The sequence below is a fragment of the Citrobacter sp. Ca225 genome (assembly GCF_030337175.1).
Taxonomy (GTDB): domain Bacteria; phylum Pseudomonadota; class Gammaproteobacteria; order Enterobacterales; family Enterobacteriaceae; genus Citrobacter_A; species Citrobacter_A amalonaticus.
The window spans coordinates 68,373-89,278 of the sequence record NZ_JAOWCD010000090.1 but is presented as its reverse complement, the minus strand read 5'-3'; the positions used below and the strand labels follow the sequence as shown (position 1 = coordinate 89,278).

The 20,906-nt window shown below is 54.5% G+C and carries 18 protein-coding genes and 1 pseudogene; 15 read left to right on the top strand and 4 right to left on the bottom strand.

The features are described 5' to 3' along the window. Window positions 1–120 precede the first annotated feature (120 nt). The 4 genes from OGW13_RS17105 (at window position 121) to OGW13_RS17090 (ending at window position 2,971) form a co-directional block, all read left to right on the top strand. Entirely contained in the window at window positions 121–489 is a 369-nt protein-coding gene (locus OGW13_RS17105; RefSeq protein ID WP_042999034.1) for a diacylglycerol kinase, read from the top strand. 122 nt (window positions 490–611) lie between these two features. After that, entirely contained in the window at window positions 612–1,220 is a 609-nt protein-coding gene (gene lexA, locus OGW13_RS17100; protein ID WP_042321072.1) for a transcriptional repressor LexA, read from the top strand. Between the two features lie 85 nt (window positions 1,221–1,305). Beyond that, a complete protein-coding gene (gene dinF / locus OGW13_RS17095; protein ID WP_287116313.1) occupies window positions 1,306–2,631 on the top strand; it encodes an MATE family efflux transporter DinF in 1,326 nt (441 codons plus the stop codon). Between the two features lie 130 nt (window positions 2,632–2,761). Continuing rightward, window positions 2,762–2,971, top strand: coding sequence for a CsbD family protein (locus OGW13_RS17090; RefSeq protein ID WP_043001802.1), 210 nt, complete (start codon window positions 2,762–2,764; stop codon window positions 2,969–2,971). A gap of 77 nt (window positions 2,972–3,048) precedes the next feature. Here the strand turns inward: OGW13_RS17090 and zur are convergent, their stop codons facing one another. Beyond that, the gene (zur, locus tag OGW13_RS17085) at window positions 3,049–3,564 is read right to left on the bottom strand and encodes a zinc uptake transcriptional repressor Zur (RefSeq protein WP_042321076.1); all 516 of its coding nucleotides are present in this window, start codon (window positions 3,562–3,564) and stop codon (window positions 3,049–3,051) included. A 281-nt stretch (window positions 3,565–3,845) separates the two neighbouring features. Here zur and OGW13_RS17080 point away from each other — a divergent pair, with 281 nt between their 5' ends. From OGW13_RS17080 to pspG, 3 genes are all read left to right on the top strand, one after another. Next, on the top strand, window positions 3,846–5,156 hold the full coding sequence (locus tag OGW13_RS17080) for a conjugal transfer protein TraF (RefSeq protein WP_044253349.1): 1,311 nt from the start codon (window positions 3,846–3,848) through the stop codon (window positions 5,154–5,156). 84 nt (window positions 5,157–5,240) lie between these two features. Next, window positions 5,241–6,236, top strand: a complete 996-nt coding sequence (gene dusA / locus OGW13_RS17075) for a tRNA dihydrouridine(20/20a) synthase DusA (protein WP_042999037.1) — start codon at window positions 5,241–5,243, stop codon at window positions 6,234–6,236. Window positions 6,237–6,369: 133 nt separating this feature from the next. Continuing rightward, complete coding sequence (gene pspG / locus OGW13_RS17070; protein ID WP_044257370.1) at window positions 6,370–6,612, top strand: envelope stress response protein PspG; 243 nt, start codon at window positions 6,370–6,372, stop codon at window positions 6,610–6,612. A gap of 179 nt (window positions 6,613–6,791) precedes the next feature. Here pspG and OGW13_RS17065 read toward each other — a convergent pair whose 3' ends face one another. Then, entirely contained in the window at window positions 6,792–7,775 is a 984-nt protein-coding gene (locus OGW13_RS17065) for a quinone oxidoreductase (protein WP_287116312.1), read from the bottom strand. Between the two features lie 64 nt (window positions 7,776–7,839). On the opposite strand from OGW13_RS17065, the gene dnaB reads away from it, so the two are divergent. The 5 genes from dnaB (at window position 7,840) to OGW13_RS17040 (ending at window position 13,124) form a co-directional block, all read left to right on the top strand. Next, window positions 7,840–9,255 carry a replicative DNA helicase gene (gene dnaB, locus OGW13_RS17060; RefSeq protein ID WP_042321088.1) on the top strand — a complete coding sequence of 472 codons (1,416 nt, stop codon included), beginning with the start codon at window positions 7,840–7,842 and terminating at the stop codon, window positions 9,253–9,255. 95 nt (window positions 9,256–9,350) lie between these two features. Then, the gene (gene alr, locus OGW13_RS17055; protein ID WP_054176724.1) at window positions 9,351–10,430 is read left to right on the top strand and encodes an alanine racemase; all 1,080 of its coding nucleotides are present in this window, start codon (window positions 9,351–9,353) and stop codon (window positions 10,428–10,430) included. Window positions 10,431–10,560: 130 nt separating this feature from the next. Then, window positions 10,561–11,754 (top strand): aromatic amino acid transaminase, encoded by a 1,194-nt coding sequence (gene tyrB / locus OGW13_RS17050; protein ID WP_046401383.1) that lies wholly within the window; start codon window positions 10,561–10,563, stop codon window positions 11,752–11,754. Between the two features lie 173 nt (window positions 11,755–11,927). After that, the gene (gene aphA, locus OGW13_RS17045; protein WP_287116311.1) at window positions 11,928–12,641 is read left to right on the top strand and encodes an acid phosphatase AphA; all 714 of its coding nucleotides are present in this window, start codon (window positions 11,928–11,930) and stop codon (window positions 12,639–12,641) included. A gap of 126 nt (window positions 12,642–12,767) precedes the next feature. Continuing rightward, window positions 12,768–13,124, top strand: coding sequence for an MmcQ/YjbR family DNA-binding protein (locus OGW13_RS17040; RefSeq protein ID WP_042999043.1), 357 nt, complete (start codon window positions 12,768–12,770; stop codon window positions 13,122–13,124). 41 nt (window positions 13,125–13,165) lie between these two features. On the opposite strand, the gene uvrA is transcribed toward OGW13_RS17040, so the two are convergent. Next, the gene (uvrA, locus tag OGW13_RS17035) at window positions 13,166–15,988 is read right to left on the bottom strand and encodes an excinuclease ABC subunit UvrA (RefSeq protein WP_042999044.1); all 2,823 of its coding nucleotides are present in this window, start codon (window positions 15,986–15,988) and stop codon (window positions 13,166–13,168) included. Window positions 15,989–16,240: 252 nt separating this feature from the next. Here uvrA and ssb1 point away from each other — a divergent pair, with 252 nt between their 5' ends. The 3 genes and pseudogenes from ssb1 to OGW13_RS17020 all read left to right on the top strand — a co-directional run bounded on the left by ssb1 (window position 16,241) and on the right by OGW13_RS17020 (window position 17,957). Continuing rightward, a complete protein-coding gene (ssb1, locus tag OGW13_RS17030) occupies window positions 16,241–16,768 on the top strand; it encodes a single-stranded DNA-binding protein SSB1 (RefSeq protein WP_042999045.1) in 528 nt (175 codons plus the stop codon). Window positions 16,769–16,974: 206 nt separating this feature from the next. Beyond that, window positions 16,975–17,238 (top strand): annotated as a pseudogene (gene tnpA / locus OGW13_RS17025) (IS200/IS605 family transposase); the annotation flags it as partial. Between the two features lie 287 nt (window positions 17,239–17,525). Beyond that, on the top strand, window positions 17,526–17,957 hold the full coding sequence (locus OGW13_RS17020) for a universal stress protein (RefSeq protein WP_042999046.1): 432 nt from the start codon (window positions 17,526–17,528) through the stop codon (window positions 17,955–17,957). Between the two features lie 65 nt (window positions 17,958–18,022). Here the strand turns inward: OGW13_RS17020 and OGW13_RS17015 are convergent, their stop codons facing one another. Further along, window positions 18,023–20,731, bottom strand: coding sequence for a cation-transporting P-type ATPase (locus OGW13_RS17015; RefSeq protein ID WP_287116321.1), 2,709 nt, complete (start codon window positions 20,729–20,731; stop codon window positions 18,023–18,025). Between the last annotated feature and the right edge of the window lie 175 nt (window positions 20,732–20,906).

Below are 20,906 nucleotides of genomic sequence, written 5' to 3'. Positions count from 1 at the left end.
AGAAAGTCATGTGAATTTCTGGTCTATCCCGTCATACTTCGCGCCGCGTTGCCCTAACTCGAATTACATGAGTTAACAAGACAATGTCATTGACGCCAATAATGCAAAAAGGTTCTTTTAATGGCTAATAATACCACTGGATTCACCCGAATTATCAAAGCTGCAGGCTATTCCTGGAAAGGTTTTCGCGCCGCGTGGATTAACGAGGCCGCGTTCCGTCAGGAAAGCGTGGCGGCGCTGCTGGCCGTGGCTATCGCCTGCTGGCTGGACGTGGATGCCATTACGCGCGTTCTGCTGATAGGCTCTGTCATGCTGGTCATGATTGTTGAAATCCTGAACAGCGCCATCGAGGCGGTAGTGGACCGTATCGGCTCTGATTATCACGAACTTTCTGGTCGCGCAAAAGATATGGGGTCGGCGGCGGTGCTGCTTTCTATCATTGTGGCGCTGATCACCTGGGGACTCCTGTTGTGGCCACATTTTCGCTAACGTTTTTCGACCCTGATTCCATAACCGGCTAAATCTGCTGTCGAATGTGTAGTTTGTGGTTCCAAAATCACCTTTAGCTGTATATACTCACAGCATAACTGTATATACACCCAGGGGGCGGAATGAAAGCGTTAACGGCCAGGCAACAAGAGGTGTTTGATCTCATTCGGGATCACATCAGCCAGACAGGTATGCCACCGACGCGTGCGGAGATCGCACAGCGTTTGGGGTTCCGTTCCCCAAACGCGGCTGAAGAACACCTGAAGGCGCTGGCACGTAAAGGGGCGATTGAAATCGTCTCCGGTGCTTCTCGCGGCATTCGACTGCTGCAGGAAGAAGAGGAAGGGTTACCGCTCATCGGTCGCGTTGCGGCGGGCGAGCCGCTGCTGGCGCAGCAGCACATTGAAGGCCATTATCAGGTGGATCCATCTTTGTTTAAGCCGAACGCCGATTTCCTGCTGCGCGTCAGCGGAATGTCGATGAAAGACATCGGCATTATGGATGGTGATCTGCTGGCGGTACACAAAACCCAGGACGTGCGTAACGGTCAGGTGGTTGTAGCGCGTATCGACGATGAAGTGACGGTCAAGCGCCTGAAAAAACAGGGCAATAAAGTTGAACTGCTGCCCGAAAACAGCGAATTTAAACCAATCCTGGTTGACCTTCGCGAACAGAATTTTACCATCGAAGGACTGGCCGTTGGCGTCATCCGTAATGGTGAATGGCTGTAGTACTCCTGTAGGCCGGATAAGGCGTTTACGTCGTTATCCGGCACTCTCACCACTCTCGTTATGACCTCTTCTCAGGCTCGTCTCCATGCCTTTTTTTGCTTCTGCTGACAAAGCACTCTGGCGCCTCGCCTTACCGATGATTTTCTCCAATATCACCGTTCCGCTGCTGGGACTGGTGGATACGGCGGTCATTGGTCACCTGGACAGCCCCGTCTATCTCGGCGGTGTGGCAGTAGGCGCAACCGCAACCAGCTTTCTGTTTATGCTACTGCTCTTCTTACGGATGAGCACTACCGGGCTGACGGCGCAGGCATTCGGCGCGAAGAATCCTCAGGCGCTGGCGAGGGCTCTGGTGCAACCGCTGGTCCTGGCTTTGGGCGCAGGGACATTAATTGCTATCTTCCGCACGCCGATTATCGACCTGGCGCTACACATTGTCGGCGGCAGCGAAGCGGTGCTGGAACAGGCGAGGCGATTCCTGGCCATTCGCTGGCTGAGCGCGCCGGCGTCACTGGCGAATCTGGTTCTGCTCGGTTGGTTACTGGGCGTGCAATACGCGCGTGCGCCGGTGATCCTGCTGATTGTCGGCAATATCCTGAACATTGTGCTCGACCTCTGGCTGGTAATGGGGCTGCATATGAACGTGCAGGGGGCCGCACTGGCGACGGTGATTGCGGAATATGCGACGTTGCTGATCGGTTTGTTGATGGTGCGTAAGGTCTTGCACTTGCGGGGCGTCTCTCTCGTCATGCTCAGGCAGGCCTGGCGCGGAAACTTTCGTCGCCTTCTGGCGCTTAATCGCGACATCATGCTGCGTTCGCTGCTGCTGCAACTCTGTTTTGGTGCCATTACCGTGCTGGGGGCCAGACTGGGTAGTGATATCATCGCCGTTAACGCCGTGTTGATGACGTTGCTGACGTTTACGGCCTATGCGCTGGATGGCTTTGCCTACGCCGTGGAGGCGCATTCCGGTCAGGCCTATGGCGCCCGCGATGGCAGTCAGTTGCTGGAGGTCTGGCGCGCGGCGTGCCGTCAGTCAGGTATTGTCGCACTGCTGTTCTCAGTGGTTTATCTGCTCGCGGGCGAACAGATCGTCGCGCTGCTGACATCACTTCCGCAAATCCAGCAACTGGCCGATCGCTATCTGCTCTGGCAAGTGATTTTGCCGTTGGTCGGCGTCTGGTGCTATCTGCTGGATGGTATGTTTATCGGTGCAACGCGGGCGGCTGAAATGCGTAACAGTATGGCGGTCGCGGCTGCCGGGTTTGCGCTGACCCTGCTGGCGCTCCCCGTATTGGGGAATCACGGTTTGTGGCTGGCGCTGGCGGTTTTCCTGACGCTGCGCGGACTGTCATTAGCCTGGATCTGGCGGCGCCACTGGCGGAATGGGACCTGGTTTTCGGCTTCGTGATGGTTAAAGATTCTGAATAGTGAATTGAACCCAGAATCTCTGACTACACTTAATCTCACGTCCAGCAGAAAACGAACGCAGTTGGGCGGTTTACTCTCACTATTCACAGCCTAATAAAGAGGACTTTATGATGAATAAAGACGAAGCCGGCGGTAACTGGAAACAATTTAAAGGTAAAGTGAAAGAGCAGTGGGGCAAACTGACTGATGACGATATGACAGTCATTGAAGGTAAGCGTGATCAACTGGTCGGTAAGATTCAGGAACGTTATGGTTACGAGAAAGACCAGGCGGAGAAAGAGGTCGATAGCTGGGAAAAACGCAACGACTATCGCTGGTAAGCTACCCTCATACCCGTGAGTACATGGATGTAAGCCCCTCTGTTTGCTTCGGGCGGCATAGCATGCCGCCCACTTCCTTAACGGGGTTTCTTTTTAACCTGAATCGAATGATCGTGCTGACACTCGCCAGGGTGACGGCAGGCTTCCACTTCCACGCAGGCTGAGCATAATCCGTGTGCTTCAATCACATTGTGGCGCAGGGCAAACCCCATCTTCGCCGCCAGCGTATGCATAATGTCTTCCACGCCCTCCGCACACTCTTCTTTCACCGCACCACAGCGGTCGCAGATAAACATCGCGGAAGTATGAGTTGGCTGATCGAACAGGTAACACAGCACATAGCTGTTGGTGGATTCAACCTTATGCACAAAACCTTGTTCAAGCAGAAAATCGAGTGCGCGATAGACCGTTGGCGGCTTGGCCTGCGGTTCTGATTCACGCAGCAGGTCGAGCAGATCGTAAGCGCTAATTGCGCCTTCCTGAAGGCTCATCAGACGCAACACCTCAAGGCGCTGTGGGGTCAGGCGCACATTGCGTTGCGCGCACAGTTTTTCAGCTTGCGCCAGCAACTCTTGCGTTGTGGTCTTTTCCATTGGGCACCTCGGATCGCGTGAAGTAAGAAAACCCTCACTTTATCATGTTATGGGAGAAACGCCGAGATCCAGGCCGGCACGATAAATCGCCTGCTAATCTTTCCCTGTTTCGCATTCTCTTCTATACATATTGATGGCTGTCACATAATAAAAACGTTCCAGCAAGTTCTGCATGGAGCGAATAGCGTCATCTTCACCCATTTTATCACAGCAATAGTCCTACTCAGCCGCGTTGATACTGGCTGAGGCATTATTTCACCTGCAAATAAAATAGGTTTACTGTGAATAAAAATTTTAATTTTTCGGTGGTGGCAATTGCGGTCTCGTTCCTGGTTTCCCAACAGGCGAACGCGGCGAATACCTGGGCGGAAGCGCGTAACGACGCGATGGGCGGAACGGGCGTGGCGTCGGCAAATTATGGTAGCGGGGTTCTCATTAACCCGGCGTTGCTGGCGAAAGCGAAGCCTGAAGACAGCGTTACCGTGATTCTTCCGGCGGTCGGTGCACAAATCACCGACAAAGATAATCTTCAGGATGAAATTGATGAGATCAGCGACAAAATCGATTACTACGATGAGGTGGTTGATAATCTGACGCCGCAGGAAGTTTTGCTCAACCCGCGCGGCGTGTTGAATCAGTTTCAGGGCGCGGCACGCGATCTTGCCGATGAACTCGAATACCTGAAAGGGAAAACGGCACGCGCCAATGCAGGGGCGGGACTGGCGGTGAGCATTCCCAATGAGACGCTTTCCCTGGCTTTCGTGGCGAAGGGCTATGCGCATGGACGGGTCAGTTCATCCATTGATCAGGGTGATATTGACTATCTGCGCCGGATTGAGGGCAGCGATACCTATGCGCTCGTTGAAGCCGGGAAGGCGGCGATTGAAGGCTCAGATGAGATAACCAAACACCTCAACTCGACGGCATCGGGACGCGCGGCAATTGTTTCAGATTATGGTATCGCCGTTGCCCGACAGTTTACGTTCGGCGATGTGCCGGTGTCGATTGGCGTTACGCCAAAACTGCAAAAAACCTGGCTCTACAATTACACCACCTCTATCTATAACTACGACAGCAGCGACTGGAACAGTAGTCGTTATCGTAATGATGACACTGGTTTTAACGTCGACGCCGGGATTGCGGCGGACTTTGGTGAACACTGGACGGTGGGGATCAGCGGGCAGAACCTCATTTCACGCGATCTGGATACCAAATCGATCACTATCACCCACGGCATGACGGGTGAAACGCGAAACTACAAAGACACGTACCAGATTCGCCCGCTGGTCACCGCCGGTGTGGCGTGGCAAAACGAGCTGCTGACGCTGAGTGCAGACGGTGATTTGACCGAAACCAAAGGTTTCAAAAGCGAGGAAAACTCACAGTATGTCGGTGTTGGTGCTGAAGTCCGGCCGCTCGACTGGCTGGCCGTGCGTGCCGGTTATCGTGCTGACGTGAAAGATAACGACAGCAACGTCTTTACCGGCGGCGTCGGGTTTGCCCCGTTCAACCGCGTACATCTTGACTTGATGGGACTGTATGGCGAGGACGAAACCTGGGGCGCAGGCGCGCAGGTCAGCGTGACGTTCTGATGGGGATAACCGGAGACATTACGTCTCCGGTTTTGCCTGTGCTATAGTAGCGCCCCCAATTTACAGGATGCTCAAAAAACCACCATGTCACCAGAATCACAATCTGCCTTTCCCGCTCACCGTTTTTCCATCGCGCCTATGCTCGACTGGACGGACAGACACTGCCGCTACTTCCTGCGCTTATTGTCTCGCCAGACGCTGCTCTATACCGAGATGGTGACGACGGGGGCGATTATTCATGGCAAAGGAGATTATCTGGCATACAGCGAAGAAGAGCATCCGGTCGCTCTGCAGCTAGGCGGCAGCGATCCGGCAGCGTTGGCGCACTGCGCGAAGCTGGCTGAAGCGCGCGGCTACGACGAGATCAACCTCAACGTCGGCTGTCCGTCCGATCGTGTACAAAATGGCATGTTTGGCGCCTGTCTGATGGGCAATGCGCAATTGGTGGCAGACTGCGTGAAGGCGATGCGTGACGTGGTGTCGATTCCGGTGACCGTGAAAACCCGTATTGGTATTGACGATCAGGATAGCTACGAATTTCTTTGCGATTTCATCAATACGGTGTCTGGCCGCGGTGAGTGCGAGATGTTCATCATCCACGCCCGTAAGGCCTGGCTCTCCGGGTTAAGTCCGAAGGAAAACCGTGAAATCCCGCCGCTGGATTATCCGCGTGTATATCAACTGAAACGCGATTTCCCGCAGCTGACGATGTCCATTAATGGCGGCATTACGTCGCTGGAACAGGCGAAGGCGCATCTTGAACATATGGACGGCGTGATGGTCGGGCGCGAAGCCTATCAGAACCCTGGCATTCTGGCCGCTGTCGATCGCGAAATATTTGGCTCCTCAACTGCTGATGCCGATCCGGTTACGGTGGTGCGGGCCATGTATCCTTATATCGAACGTGAACTGAGCAAGGGCACGTATCTTGGTCATATTACGCGCCACATGCTGGGGCTGTTTCAGGGGATCCCGGGGGCGCGCCAGTGGCGTCGCTACCTGAGCGAAAACGCCCATAAAGCCGGTGCCGATGTTAATGTGCTGGAGCATGCGCTGAAGCTGGTGGCCGATAAGCGTTAGATTTTCACTAAAAAGTAGTCAATTTCACCACGCCCTGCAAAGTTTTGCGGGGCGTTTTGCTGAAAAATCAAGAAATTAAGTTTGGCATGATTTTTGTAATGGTCTGGGCAGGAATTCATTATGGGAGAGCATCATGCTGGAACTACTTTTTGTGCTTGGCTTCTTTATCATGCTGATGGTCACCGGCGTCTCGCTATTGGGCATTCTGGCCGCGCTGGTTGTTGCCGCCTTCGTGATGTTCCTTGGCGGCATGTTTGCACTGATGATCAAACTCTTGCCGTGGCTGCTGTTGGCTGTTGCGGTGGTGTGGGTGATTAAAGCGATTAAGTCGCCAAAAATCCCACAATATCAGCGCAATAACCGTTGGCGTTACTAAAGATGTGAGGGATGCGTCACAACCTGTAACTTTGGCGTCAGAACCAAATAGGAATTGACTACCAAATCTGTCAGTATTGCGCGACTAACAGATTCATCGAGCTGTACCCTACATACAGCCGAACTAAAAAAGAAAGGGCTTCCCAATGGGAAGCCCAATTTCTTTCAGGAGCAAGGGAATCAAGGGATCAGCAAACTCGAACCCTGCGTTGCTCGACTCTCCAGCACTTCATGCGCGCGCCGTGCCTCTTTCAGCGGATATTTCTGACGGTCTGGCACATCCACTTTGATCACGCCGCTGGCGATCAGCGAAAACAGTTCGTTACTGGCTTCGGTCAACTCTTCCGCGTTGGTGATGTAGCCCTGAAGAGAAGGGCGCGTGGCGTATAGCGAACCTTTCTGATTCAGAATCCCCAGGTTCACGCCGGTCACCGGGCCTGACGCGTTGCCAAAACTGACCATCAGCCCCCGACGCTGCAGACAGTCCAGTGAGGCTTCCCAGGTATCCTTACCGACCGAGTCATACACCACGCGGACTTTTTTGCCGCCGGTTATCTCTTTAACCCGTTCGACAATGTTCTCTTCGCGATAGTTAATCACCTGCCATGCGCCGGCATCCAGCGCTCGCTGTGCCTTTTGCGCGCTGCCAACGGTGCCAATCAGTTTCGCGCCCAGCGCTTTCGCCCACTGACAGGCAATCAGCCCTACGCCGCCAGCGGCCGCATGGAACAGGAACGGTTCGTCGGGCTTGATTTCGTAAGTTTTGCGCAGCAGATAAAAAACGGTTAGTCCCTTCAGGAAAGAGGCGGCAGCCTGCTCGTAAGAGATGGCGTCAGGCAGGATAGCGGCTTTATCGGCCGGTACGTTGTGGACCGAACTGTAGGCGCCGAGTGCGGACTGCGCATACACCACGCGATCGCCTGCTTTAATATGACGGACGTCGCTGCCGACTTTGCTGACGACGCCCGCTGCTTCGGTCCCTAAACCGCTGGGCAGCGCGGGAGGCGGATAGAGTCTACTGCGGATATAGGTATCAATAAAGTTAATGCCGATCGCTTTGTTTTCGACCTGGATTTCGTTTGCTGCGGGATCGGCAGGGGTAAAGTCCACGGCCTGAAGCACCTCAGGGCCACCATGCTTGTGAAATTCAATTCGTGTTGCCATGATTTCTCCAGTATCATCGGAAGATTAGCGTCAACTCACTTTTATCTCGGTAACTCCATTCACTATGGCAGGAAATAAACCCTTCAACAAACAACAGACTGATGTCCGTGATCGCGACCCACAGGTTGCCGGACTGAAAGTACCGCCGCACTCGATTGAAGCGGAACAGTCGGTGTTGGGCGGTTTAATGCTGGATAACGAGCGCTGGGACGATGTCGCCGAGCGCGTGGTAGCGGAAGATTTTTATACCCGTCCACATCGTCACATCTTCACAGAAATGGGGCGGTTGCAGGAAACCGGCAGTCCGATAGACCTGATTACGCTCGCGGAATCGCTGGAGCGACAAGGGCAACTGGACAGCGTCGGCGGTTTTGCGTATCTGGCTGAACTCTCCAAAAATACGCCAAGTGCCGCGAACATCAGCGCCTATGCGGATATTGTTCGCGAACGTGCGGTGGTGCGCGACATGATTGCCGTCGCCCATGAAATTGCGGATGCGGGTTTTGATCCGCAGGGGCGCACCAGTGAGGATCTGCTCGATCTCGCCGAGTCCCGCGTCTTTAAAATCGCGGAAAGCCGCGCCAATAAAGACGAAGGCCCGAAAAACATTGCCGATGTGCTCGACGCGACCGTTGCGCGTATCGAACAACTGTTCCAGCAACCGCACGACGGGGTGACGGGGGTTAACACCGGCTATGACGATCTCAACAAAAAGACCGCAGGCCTGCAGCCTTCGGATCTGATAATCGTCGCGGCGCGTCCGTCAATGGGTAAAACCACATTTGCGATGAACCTCGTCGAAAATGCGGCGATGTTGCAGGATAAACCGGTTCTTATCTTCAGTCTTGAGATGCCCTCTGAACAGATTATGATGCGTTCTCTGGCCTCGCTGTCCCGCGTGGATCAGACCCGTATTCGTACCGGGCAACTGGACGATGAGGACTGGGCGCGCATTTCCGGCACGATGGGCATTCTGCTGGAAAAACGTAACATCTATATTGATGACTCCTCCGGTCTGACGCCAACGGAAGTGCGCTCCCGCGCGCGCCGTATCGCTCGCGAACATGGCGGTATCGGGCTGATTATGATCGACTACCTGCAATTGATGCGCGTGCCATCGCTGTCCGACAACCGTACGTTGGAGATTGCTGAAATTTCCCGCTCGCTGAAAGCGCTGGCAAAAGAACTGCATGTGCCGGTCGTGGCGCTGTCGCAGCTTAACCGCTCGCTGGAACAACGTGCTGATAAGCGCCCGGTCAACTCCGACCTGCGTGAATCCGGCTCCATTGAACAGGATGCCGACTTAATCATGTTTATCTACCGTGACGAGGTTTATCACGAGAACAGCGACCTGAAAGGGATTGCGGAAATCATCATTGGTAAGCAGCGTAACGGCCCCATCGGGACGGTGCGACTGACCTTTAACGGACAATGGTCGCGCTTCGATAATTATGCGGGACCGCAGTACGACGACGAGTAAATCCTCGTCATCCTTTGTGCCGCAGCGGCGTTGACCGTCTTGCTGTGACGCAAATGATTGAGAAGATTATTTCTTTATTAAGGCAAGGAATGACAATGCAAGCGGCAACTGTAGTTATTAACCGCCGCGCTCTGCGACACAACCTGCAACGTCTGCGTGAACTGGCGCCTGCCAGCAAGCTGGTTGCGGTCGTGAAAGCGAACGCTTACGGACACGGTCTGTTAGAGACCGCGCGAACGCTCCCCGATGCTGACGCTTTTGGTGTGGCGCGTCTCGAAGAAGCTTTACGTCTGCGAGCAGGGGGGATCACGCAACCCATCCTGCTGCTGGAAGGCTTTTTTGAGGCATCCGATCTGCCCACCATTTCCGCACAACACCTGCATACGGCGGTCCATAACCAGGAACAACTGGCCGCGCTGGAAGCCGCCGAACTGGATGAACCGGTGACCGTGTGGATGAAACTCGACACCGGCATGCATCGTCTGGGCGTGCTTCCTGAAGAAGCGGACGCCTTCTGGCAGCGCCTGACGCAATGTAAAAACGTGCGCCAACCAGTTAATATCGTCAGCCATTTTGCCCGTGCGGACGAGCCGGAATGTGGAGCGACCGAACGGCAGCTTGATGTGTTCAATACCTTTTGTGAAGGCAAAGCGGGTCAACGCTCGATTGCCGCCTCCGGCGGGATTTTACTCTGGCCGCAGTCGCACTTTGACTGGGTTCGTCCTGGCATTATTCTCTACGGCGTGTCGCCGCTGGAAAACCAGTCCACAGGGGCCGATTTTGGCTGCCAGCCGGTCATGTCGCTGACTTCCAGCCTGATTGCCGTGCGCGAGCATAAAGCGGGCGAGCCGGTAGGCTATGGCGGAACATGGATCAGCGAACGTGATACACGTCTTGGCGTCGTGGCGATGGGCTATGGCGATGGTTATCCGCGCGCTGCGCCATCCGGTACGCCGGTGTTGGTGAACGGTCGCGAAGTACCGATTGTGGGTCGCGTAGCGATGGATATGATTTGCGTTGATCTCGGGCCGCAGGCGACAGACCTGGCCGGTGACCCGGTGATTTTATGGGGAGAGGGACTCCCGGTGGAACGCATTGCGGCGATGACTAAAGTCAGTGCTTACGAGCTGATTACCCGCCTGACTTCACGGGTGGCAATGAAGTATATCGATTAAGCGGGCGTGTGGAGTGCCGGATGGCGGTGTAAACGCCTTATCCGGCAATATTCCCACCAGGCGCTCGATCTTCCTCTCCATCCGGTTTATTGTGTCATAACCCCTGCCTGTAAACCTGGAGAACCATCGCGTGTTTCAAAAAGTTGACGCCTACGCTGGCGACCCGATTCTGTCGCTCATGGAGCGGTTCAAAGAAGATCCGCGTAGTGACAAAGTGAATCTGAGTATCGGTCTGTATTACAACGAAGACGGGATTATCCCGCAGTTGAAAGCGGTGGCGGAAGCCGAAGCGCGTCTTAACGCGCAGCCGCACGGCGCTTCGCTGTATCTGCCGATGGAAGGGTTGAATACCTATCGTCATACTATCGCGCCATTACTGTTTGGGGCTGATCATCCGGTTCTCCAGCAGCAGCGTGTGGCGACGATCCAGACATTGGGCGGCTCTGGCGCGCTGAAAGTGGGTGCCGATTTCCTCAAGCGCTATTTCCCGGATTCCGGCGTGTGGGTCAGCGATCCGACGTGGGAAAACCATATCGCGATTTTTGAAGGGGCTGGATTTACCGTCAGCACCTATCCCTGGTACGACAATGCCACCAACGGCGTGCGTTTCAACGATCTGCTGGCGACCCTGAAAACGCTGCCTGCGCGCAGTATCGTCCTGTTGCATCCTTGCTGCCATAACCCGACGGGAGCGGATTTAACGCACGCGCAATGGGATGCGGTGATTGAGATCCTGAAAGCGGGCGATCTGATCCCGTTCCTCGACATTGCTTATCAGGGCTTTGGCGCTGGTATGGATGATGATGCTTATGCTATTCGCGCGATTGCCAGCGCCGGACTGCCTGCCCTAGTCAGCAACTCATTCTCGAAAATCTTCTCTCTGTACGGCGAGCGTGTCGGTGGGCTTTCTGTCGTCTGTGAAGATGCCTCCACCGCAGGCCGCGTACTGGGGCAACTGAAGGCGACCGTACGTCGTAATTACTCCAGCCCGCCGAACTTTGGGGCGCAGGTGGTCGCGACGGTGCTCGGCGATGACGCGCTGAAAGCCAGTTGGCTGGCGGAAGTGGAGGCAATGCGAACCCGTATTCTGGCCATGCGTCAGGAGCTGGTGAACGTGCTAACCGCCACCATTCCGGGCCGTAATTTCGACTATTTGCTGCAACAGCGCGGCATGTTCAGCTACACCGGGCTAAGCGCGGCTCAGGTCGATCGCCTGCGCGACGAGTTTGGCGTCTATCTGATCGCCAGCGGGCGTATGTGCGTGGCCGGTCTGAACGTGGCGAATGTGCAGCGTGTAGCGAAGGCCTTTGCTGCGGTCATGTAATTCCTCTCAGGCCGGTTGAACCGGCCTTTTCCTTCTATATGTGATCCTCCTCTTTTTCCAGGGTTAAACCGCAGAAAATCCTTCCTTTCATCTGCCGCTGGGGTTATGGTCAGAGAGTTTGTCGAATAGTCGTACTAATAAAATCATAACTAAATGACTTCAAAGGGAAAAATATGCGAAAAATCACACTGGCGTTGAGCGCCATCTGCTTACTTTTCACGTTGAACCATCCTGCCAGCGCGCTGGCTTCTTCACCTTCCCCATTAAATCCCGGTACTAACGTTGCGAAACTCGCGGAACAAGCTCCTGTTCACTGGGTTTCCGTGGCGCAGATCGAAAACACGCTGACCGGTCGTCCGCCAATGGCCGTCGGTTTTGATATTGATGATACTGTGCTGTTTTCCAGTCCTGGTTTCTGGCGTGGAAAGAAAACCTGGTCCCCGGACAGCGAGGTGTATCTGAAGAACCCGGCATTCTGGGAGAAAATGAACAACGGCTGGGATGAGTTCAGTATTCCAAAAGAGGTCGCGCGTCAGTTGATCGACATGCACGTCCGTCGTGGCGACAGCATCTTTTTTATCACCGGTCGTTCGCCGACCAAAACCGAGACCGTATCGAAAACGCTGGCAGATAACTTCCACATTCCGGCGGCAAATATGAATCCGGTGATTTTTGCCGGAGACAAGCCGGGTCAGAACACCAAAACGCAGTGGCTGCAGGATAAAAATATCCGCATGTTCTATGGCGACTCGGATAACGACATTACCGCCGCGCGTGATGCGGGCATCCGTGGGATCCGTATTCTGCGCGCCTCAAACTCGACCTACAGACCGTTGCCGCAGGCTGGCGCGTATGGTGAAGAGGTGATCGTAAATTCGGAGTATTAACCAGCGGGTGAGCGACTGCTGTTTTTTTAAACAAAATTGATCTGCCAGCTTTTACCTTTTGCTGTCTTGCTGCACACTGAATAGATGACATTTCAGTGGAGTATTACGCTTGCGAGGGGATTAACGATGACCAATTCGGAGTTACTGCAATACTGCATGGCGAAAATCGGCGCGGAGCAGAGTGTGCACAGTGACTGGAAAGCCACACAAATCAAAGTTGAAGATGTGCTCTTTGCCATGGTGAAAGAGGTGGAAGGTCGCCCGGCGGTATCTCTGAAAACCAGCCCCGAACTGGCGGAATTGTTACGCCAGCAGCACAGTGATGTGCGTCCGAGCCGACATCTCAATAAGGCACACTGGAGCACCGTCTACCTCGACGGCTCGCTGCCGGATTCACAAATTTATTATCTGGTGGATGCTTCGTACCAACAGGCGGTGAATACGCTGCCGGAAGAGAAACGCAAGCTGCTGGTACAGCCGTAAAAAACGCCGTTCAGTGTGAAAGATGAACGGCGTTTTGTCTTTTACAGCATCGGTTTCAGGAAGCGGGCCGTGTGTGAGGCTTCACATTCCGCCACGGTTTCCGGCGTACCGGAGACGAGGATTTCCCCACCGCCGCTACCGCCTTCTGGACCGAGATCCACGATCCAGTCCGCCGTTTTGATGACGTCCAGGTTGTGCTCAATCACTACGATGGTATTGCCCTGATCGCGTAACTGATGGAGCACGTCCAGCAATTGCTGGATATCGGCAAAATGCAGACCCGTAGTCGGTTCATCCAGAATATAGAGCGTCTGGCCGGTGCCGCGTTTCGACAGTTCGCGCGCCAGCTTCACACGCTGGGCTTCACCGCCGGAGAGCGTTGTCGCCGACTGGCCGAGACGAATGTAGGTCAAACCGACATCCATCAGGGTTTGCAGCTTACGTGCCAGCGCCGGGACGGCATCAAAGAATTCACGTGCTTCTTCGATAGTCATATCCAGCACTTCGTGGATGGTTTTGCCCTTGTACTTAATCTCCAGCGTTTCGCGGTTATAGCGCTTGCCTTTGCACTGGTCGCACGGCACGTAAATATCTGGCAGGAAGTGCATTTCGACTTTAATTACGCCATCGCCCTGACAGGCTTCGCAACGCCCGCCGCGAACGTTAAAACTGAAACGCCCCGGCGTATAGCCGCGTGAGCGTGATTCCGGTACGCCAGCAAACAGCTCACGTACTGGCGTAAACACGCCCGTGTACGTTGCCGGGTTGGAACGCGGTGTACGTCCAATCGGGCTCTGATCGATGTCGATGACCTTATCGAAATGCTCCAGCCCCTGCACATCGCGGTACGGCGCCGGTTCGGCGATCGTCGCACCGTTCAACTGGCGCTGTGCAATCGGGAACAGCGTATCGTTAATCAGAGTCGATTTACCGGAACCGGACACGCCGGTGATGCAGGTGAACAGGCCGACCGGCAGCGTCAACGTCACGTCTTTCAGGTTGTTACCGCGCGCGCCGGTCAGTTTCAGCACTTTCTCCGGGTTTGCGGGAACGCGCTGTTTCGGCACTTCAATCTTGCGTTTGCCGCTCATGTACTGGCCGGTCAGGGACTCCGGCACCGCCATAATCGCTTCCAGCGGACCTTCGGCAACCACTTCGCCGCCGTGGACGCCGGCACCCGGACCGATATCAATCACGTGGTCGGCGGCGCGAATCGCATCTTCATCGTGCTCCACCACAATTACGGTATTGCCGAGATTGCGCAGGTGGATCAGCGTCCCCAGCAGACGTTCGTTATCGCGCTGGTGAAGGCCGATGGACGGCTCATCCAGCACGTACATCACGCCGACCAGACCGGCGCCAATCTGGCTTGCCAGTCGAATACGCTGGGCTTCGCCGCCGGAGAGCGTTTCCGCGGAACGGGACAGCGTCAGATAGTTGAGGCCAACGTTGACCAGGAACTTGAGGCGGTCGCCAATCTCTTTGAGGATTTTCTCTGCAATCTTCGCCCGCTGACCGGCGAGTTTGAGATTGTTGAAGAAGTCCATCGCATGGCCGATGCTCATGTCGGAAATGGTCGGCAGCGGGGTATTTTCAACGAAGACGTGGCGCGCTTCGCGCTTAAGACGGGTTCCTTCACAACTGGCGCACGGGCGGTTGCTGATGAACTTGGCTAACTCTTCACGAACGGCGCTGGATTCCGTCTCTTTATAGCGGCGTTCCATGTTGTGCAGTACGCCTTCAAACGGATGGCGACGCACGGAGGTATCGCCACGATCGTTCATGTATTTGAATTCAATACTCTCTTTACCAGAACCGTACAGCACCACTTTGTGTACGTTTGCGCTCAGGCTGGCCCACGGGGCTTCAACGTCAAACTTGTAGTGTTCTGCCAGCGATTTCAGCATCTGGAAGTAATAGAAGTTCCGGCGATCCCAACCGCGAATGGCCCCGCCCGCTAGCGACAGCTCAGGGTTCTGGATCACGCGATCGGGGTCGAAATATTGCTGTACGCCGAGCCCATCGCAGGTCGGGCAGGCGCCCGCCGGGTTGTTAAAGGAGAACAGGCGTGGTTCCAGTTCGCGCATGCTGTAACCGCAGATTGGGCAGGCGAAGTTGGCGGAAAAGAGTAGTTCTTCTGCTTTTTCGTCGTCCATATCGGCAACCACCGCCGTCCCGCCGGAAAGCTCCAGCGCGGTCTCAAACGATTCCGCCAGACGAGTGCTGAGATCGTCACGCACTTTGAAACGATCGATCACCACCTCGATAGTGTGTTTCTTCTGCAGTTCCAGCTTTGGCGGATCGGAGAGGTCACACACTTCACCATCGATACGGGCGCGGATATAACCCTGGCTTGCCAGGTTTTCCAGCGTTTTGGTGTGCTCGCCCTTACGCTCTTTAATCACCGGGGCCAGCAGCATCAGGCGTTTGCCCTCCGGCTGCGACAGGACGTTATCCACCATCTGGCTTACGGTCTGCGCCGCCAGCGGAACATCGTGATCCGGGCAGCGCGGTTCGCCAACGCGGGCAAACAGCAGACGCAGGTAGTCGTGGATTTCGGTAATGGTGCCGACCGTCGAGCGCGGGTTATGGGACGTCGATTTCTGTTCAATTGAGATGGCGGGAGACAGCCCCTCAATATGATCGACATCCGGCTTTTCCATTAACGACAGAAACTGACGCGCATAGGCAGAAAGGGATTCAACGTAACGACGCTGCCCTTCGGCATACAAGGTGTCGAAAGCGAGCGAGGATTTGCCTGACCCCGAAAGCCCGGTCACGACAATCAGTTTGTCGCGGGGGATGACGAGGTTGATGTTTTTGAGATTATGGGTGCGGGCGCCCCGAACTTCGATCTTATCCATTCACCTTTCCCGGATTAAACGCTTTTTTGCCCGGCGCAGCAGGGTGCTACCGGCGATCACAAACGGTTAATTATGACACAATAAAACCTGAATGGATATACAGTATTGGAATGCAAAACGCAGAGTCTTATGTAACAATGTCCGGCTGAGGTTGTTTCGCGGAATCCGCGTCGCAACATAGTAAATTCGCTATTGGTAATGCTACAATCGCGCGTTTACACTTATTAAGAAACGTTTTCAGGAGACTCGATCATGGCCAGCAGAGGCGTAAATAAGGTTATTCTCGTGGGTAATCTGGGCCAGGACCCGGAAGTACGCTACATGCCGAATGGTGGCGCAGTTGCCAACATCACGCTGGCTACTTCCGAATCCTGGCGTGACAAGCAGACCGGTGAAATGAAAGAGCAGACAGAATGGCACCGTGTTGTGCTGTTCGGCAAACTGGCGGAAGTAGCCAGCGAATATCTGCGTAAAGGTTCTCAGGTCTACATTGAAGGTCAGTTGCGTACCCGTAAATGGACCGATCAGTCCGGCGTAGAGAAATACACCACGGAAGTGGTGGTGAACGTTGGCGGTACCATGCAGATGCTGGGTGGTCGTCAGGGTGGTGGCGCACCGGCAGGCGGTCAGCAGCAACAGGGTGGTTGGGGTCAACCTCAGCAGCCACAGGGTGGCAACCAGTTCAGCGGAGGCGCGCAGTCTCGCCCGCAGCAGCAGTCTGCCCCGGCAGCACCGTCTAATGAACCACCAATGGATTTCGACGACGATATCCCGTTCTGATCAAGCCAGTTTAGCGCTGTGCTAAATAAAAATAGAAAAGCCCCGTTTCTGACGGGGCTTTTTTGTACGCATAAAACCCCAGCCAGGCTGGAGGTTCCGGAAAGCTTTCAATTTTGAGACAGTTATTAAAACCCCTTTTGATTTGTTAAAACCCCTTGCGGTCTGGCAACTGCAAAAGTTAAACAAGAAATCAAAAGGGGATCCCAATGAGGGACGAAAAGAGCTTAGCGCACACCCGATGGAACTGTAAATATCATATAGTTTTTGCGCCAAAATACCGAAGACAAGCGTTCTACGGAGAGAAACGCAGGGCGGTAGGCAGCATCTTAAGAAAGCTGTGTGAGTGGAAAAACGTACGAATCCTGGAAGCGGAATGCTGTGCAGATCATATCCATATGCTTGTGGAGAGCCCACCCAAAATGAGCGTATACGGCTTTATGGCGTATCTGAAAGGGAAAAGTAGTCTGATGCAAATGTCAGATCGTATGCGCCTGTTAGGGCGCGGCTAGTAACAGAGCCTTATCGGCGCATCAGAAAAACCTCCGGCTATGCCGGAGGATATTTTTTTGTCAGTTTTTCTCACGCTACGTAAATAAATCTGCAGAGTTATCAGGAAGATAAATAAACTGCCTGAGATCAAATCGTGACGACGATTATCGATTATCCTGCGTTCGCAACTTTCACCCATTAAGACTGAACCTTGCCGGGCTTTTCAGGGAAACACGATCAGCCTGTCAGCGAACATAAGGAAATTAGAATGAACAAATCCATTTTAATGCCGGTTGATATTCTGGCGATGGACCTTTCTGACAAAGCGATTGCCTGGGCCGATCACATGCTCAATAAAGAAGAGGGCGTGCTACATCTGCTGCACGTTTTCCCTAAGCTGCAGGCGTCGCCAATGCGCGGCTTTGCTTCGGATATCAAAAAATACGAAGAGTACATGACCAACGATGCGCAGGAGAAAATGCTCGCGCTGGCGAGAAAATTCAAAACGCCGCTGGAGAGGATTCGCTTTGAAGTCCGACACGGCAATATTCGCGATGAGGTGAATGACGCGGCAGCGGCGCATAATGCCGAAATGATTATTATCGGCTCACGCAAACCGGGGATTGCCACCCATCTGCTGGGCTCGGCAGCCGCTAATATTTTGCGTTACGCAAAGGTGCCGGTAATGGTTGTTCGTTAATCCGTCATCGTAGACGAAAAAGGCCTCCGGTTTTGGGAGGCCTTTTTATTGCCGGATACCGCCGGTTAGTTCCGGCGGTATTTGCGGGTGAGGGGTTTCTCAATCTCAACAATGAAGAACAGCGCGATGCCGATGGCAAAGGTAATTCCCCAGTAGCGCAGCGGCAGAGCTTCAGTACCAAACAACATCTGCAGGAACGGCACGTAGATAATCGCCAACTGCAGCAGTAACAGAATACCGCTGACCAGCCAGATGCCTTTATTCATCAGCAGACCGCGACCCAGCGAGAAGCCATCGGAAACGCGGCAGTTGAGCATGTACACCCACTGCGCTGTCACCAGCGTTTGCAACAGGACGGTGCGGATGAATTCCGGGCTGTGACCGCGCGGCTGCAGCCAGGCTTCCAGCATAAAGGCACAGGCGGCAATTAGCGTACCGACAAACCCTACGCGCCAGATAGCAAAGCCATCCATCACGTTCTCATTACTCTGGCGCGGTGGGCGGCGCATGATGTTGCGCTCACCGGCTTCAAACGCCAGACCGAATGACAGCGTGGCGGAGGTTGCCATGTTCATCCACAGGATCAGCACTGGCGTCAGCGGGATCAGATTACCCGCCAGCAGCGCGACGATGATCAGCAGACCCTGCGCCAGGTTAGTGGGCATGATAAACAGGATGGTTTTCTTCAGGTTGTCGTAGACGCGGCGCCCTTCCTGTACCGCGCTGGCAATGGTCGCGAAGTTATCATCCGTCAGCACCATGTCGGCGGCCTCTTTCGTCACTTCGGTACCTTTAATACCCATCGCGATGCCTACATCGGCCTGCTTCAGCGCCGGCGCGTCGTTGACACCATCCCCGGTCATGCCGACGATCTCGCCTTTTTCTTGCAGGGCTTTTACCAGACGCAGCTTATGCTCCGGGCTGGTACGGGCAAAGATATCGTAGGTGACGGCCGCTTCGGCAAGTTCAGCCTCATCCATCTGCTCGAGTTCATAGCCCGTCACCGCATGTGTGCTGTTATAGATACCCAACATGCCGCCAATGCTCATGGCGGTTTGCGGGTGATCGCCGGTGATCATTTTGACGCGGATCCCGGCTTGCTGGCAGGCACCGATCGCCGCAATGGCTTCCGGGCGCGGCGGATCCATCATCCCGGCGATGCCGAGGAAAATGAGCCCCTCACTCAGACAGTCATGGGTCAGCGCATCGGCATCAGCACGCGCAGGCTTCCAGGCGGCAGCCACCATCCGCAAACCTTCTTTGGCATAGCGGGCGATTTCGGCCTCCCAGTGCGGCTGGGTAAAGGCTTCCGTGCCGTTCGCGGTTTGTTGCAACCGGCAGAGTTTAAACAGCACATCCGGTGCCCCGGTCACCAGTACGCGCTCGTCGTTGCCGATGCGATAGTGCGTCGCCATATATTTGTACTGGGAATCGAACGGGATTTTACTGCGCAGTTCGCTCTCGACAGCAGGCAGCATGGCCTTGGTGGCCAGCACTTTCAGCGCCCCTTCCGTTGGTCCGCCGGTAATTCCCCAGTGCCCCTGTTCATCGCGAATCAACTGGCTGTCGTTGCACAGATCAATAGTACGCAGATAGCTTTCAAGCAGGCTGCCAGGCGCAATCTCTGCCTGCGCGTCGTTTCCCTCGACGTGGATCTCGCCCGTTGGTTCGTAGCTGTTGCCCTGCACGCGATAATTTTTATCCGCCGTGATGATGGCTTTAACCGTCATCTCGTTCATGGTCAGCGTGCCGGTTTTGTCGGAACAAATCACCGACATGGCACCCAACGTTTCAACGGTAGGCAGTTTGCGGATGATGGCGCGTTTGCGGGCCATGGTCTGTACGCCCAGCGACAGGATGATCGAGATAATCGCCGGTAAACCTTCCGGAACGGCCGCGACAGCCAGGCTAATTAACGAAAGCAGCAGTTCACCCATCGGCATATCGCGCAGCAGCAGACTGAAGATAAACAGCCCGAGCATCATGGCGAGAATAAGGGCGAAAATCGCTTTACCGAGTTTATCCATCTGCACCAGTAGCGGCGTACGGTGCTTTTCGATCTCCGTCATCATCTGGTTGATATGGCCCAGTTCCGTCGCCTCGCCGGTGGCGATTACCACGCCAAGCCCCGCCCCGGCGCTGATGGTGGTGCCAGAGAACAGCAGGTTTTTGCGATCGCCCAGCGGCAGTTCGCCACTCAGCGCCTCTGCCGTTTTGTCCACAACGGTGGATTCACCGGTCAGGATAGCCTCTTCAACCCGCAGGTTATGGGCTTCCATGACACGAAGATCGGCGGGAATACGGTCACCTGCACGCAGTACCACGATATCGCCGACAACCAGATCGGTCGTCGCGACCGTCTCATGTTGTCCGTTACGGACCACGACAGCGGATGCGGAGAGCATATTGCGGATGCTTTTCAGCGATTTTTCCGCGTTGTTTTCCTGAATATGGCCAATCAGGGCGTTGATCACCGCGACGCCGAGGATGACGGCTGTATCCACCCAGTGCCCCATTACGGCGGTGAGGGCCGCTGCGGCGATCAGGACGTAGATCAGAACATCGTGAAAATGGGCCAGAAAGCGTAGCCAGGCGGGTTTACCCGCTTTTTCCGGTAGTGCGTTAAGGCCATCTCTGGCAAGACGTGCGCTGGCCTCATTGTGAGTCAGCCCGGAAGGTTGGCTCTGCTGATTTTTCAGAACCTCCTCAACGGTTAGCTGGTACGGCTTTTTTCCAGCGCATGGCGCAGAATGGAGACGATTGCTGTTCGGCATTCTGGTCAAAGTAAATTTCCTCAAAGAATAAAATTTTAATATTTTGAAACACGCGCATACTATTTGAATAATGCCTTAAGATGTTTGATATTAATCAATGGTATTTCGGTAAATATTATTTTATCTTTGAGTGAAGATGATATTTTCCCTTGTTTTTTATGAGGGTAAATGGAAG

Excerpts from the sequence above, each read along its gene's own strand:
- OGW13_RS17105 (WP_042999034.1), top strand. The coding sequence starts at position 121 with ATGGCTAATAATACCACTGGATTCACCCGAATTATCAAAGCTGCAGGC.
- lexA (WP_042321072.1), top strand. The coding sequence starts at position 612 with ATGAAAGCGTTAACGGCCAGGCAACAAGAGGTGTTTGATCTCATTCGG.
- dinF (WP_287116313.1), top strand. The coding sequence starts at position 1,306 with ATGCCTTTTTTTGCTTCTGCTGACAAAGCACTCTGGCGCCTCGCCTTA.
- OGW13_RS17090 (WP_043001802.1), top strand. The coding sequence starts at position 2,762 with ATGAATAAAGACGAAGCCGGCGGTAACTGGAAACAATTTAAAGGTAAA.
- zur (WP_042321076.1), bottom strand. The coding sequence starts at position 3,564 with ATGGAAAAGACCACAACGCAAGAGTTGCTGGCGCAAGCTGAAAAACTG.
- dusA (WP_042999037.1), top strand. The coding sequence starts at position 5,241 with ATGTCACCAGAATCACAATCTGCCTTTCCCGCTCACCGTTTTTCCATC.
- pspG (WP_044257370.1), top strand. The coding sequence starts at position 6,370 with ATGCTGGAACTACTTTTTGTGCTTGGCTTCTTTATCATGCTGATGGTC.
- OGW13_RS17065 (WP_287116312.1), bottom strand. The coding sequence starts at position 7,775 with ATGGCAACACGAATTGAATTTCACAAGCATGGTGGCCCTGAGGTGCTT.
- dnaB (WP_042321088.1), top strand. The coding sequence starts at position 7,840 with ATGGCAGGAAATAAACCCTTCAACAAACAACAGACTGATGTCCGTGAT.
- alr (WP_054176724.1), top strand. The coding sequence starts at position 9,351 with ATGCAAGCGGCAACTGTAGTTATTAACCGCCGCGCTCTGCGACACAAC.
- aphA (WP_287116311.1), top strand. The coding sequence starts at position 11,928 with ATGCGAAAAATCACACTGGCGTTGAGCGCCATCTGCTTACTTTTCACG.
- OGW13_RS17040 (WP_042999043.1), top strand. The coding sequence starts at position 12,768 with ATGACCAATTCGGAGTTACTGCAATACTGCATGGCGAAAATCGGCGCG.
- uvrA (WP_042999044.1), bottom strand. The coding sequence starts at position 15,988 with ATGGATAAGATCGAAGTTCGGGGCGCCCGCACCCATAATCTCAAAAAC.
- ssb1 (WP_042999045.1), top strand. The coding sequence starts at position 16,241 with ATGGCCAGCAGAGGCGTAAATAAGGTTATTCTCGTGGGTAATCTGGGC.
- OGW13_RS17020 (WP_042999046.1), top strand. The coding sequence starts at position 17,526 with ATGAACAAATCCATTTTAATGCCGGTTGATATTCTGGCGATGGACCTT.
- OGW13_RS17015 (WP_287116321.1), bottom strand. The coding sequence starts at position 20,731 with ATGCCGAACAGCAATCGTCTCCATTCTGCGCCATGCGCTGGAAAAAAG.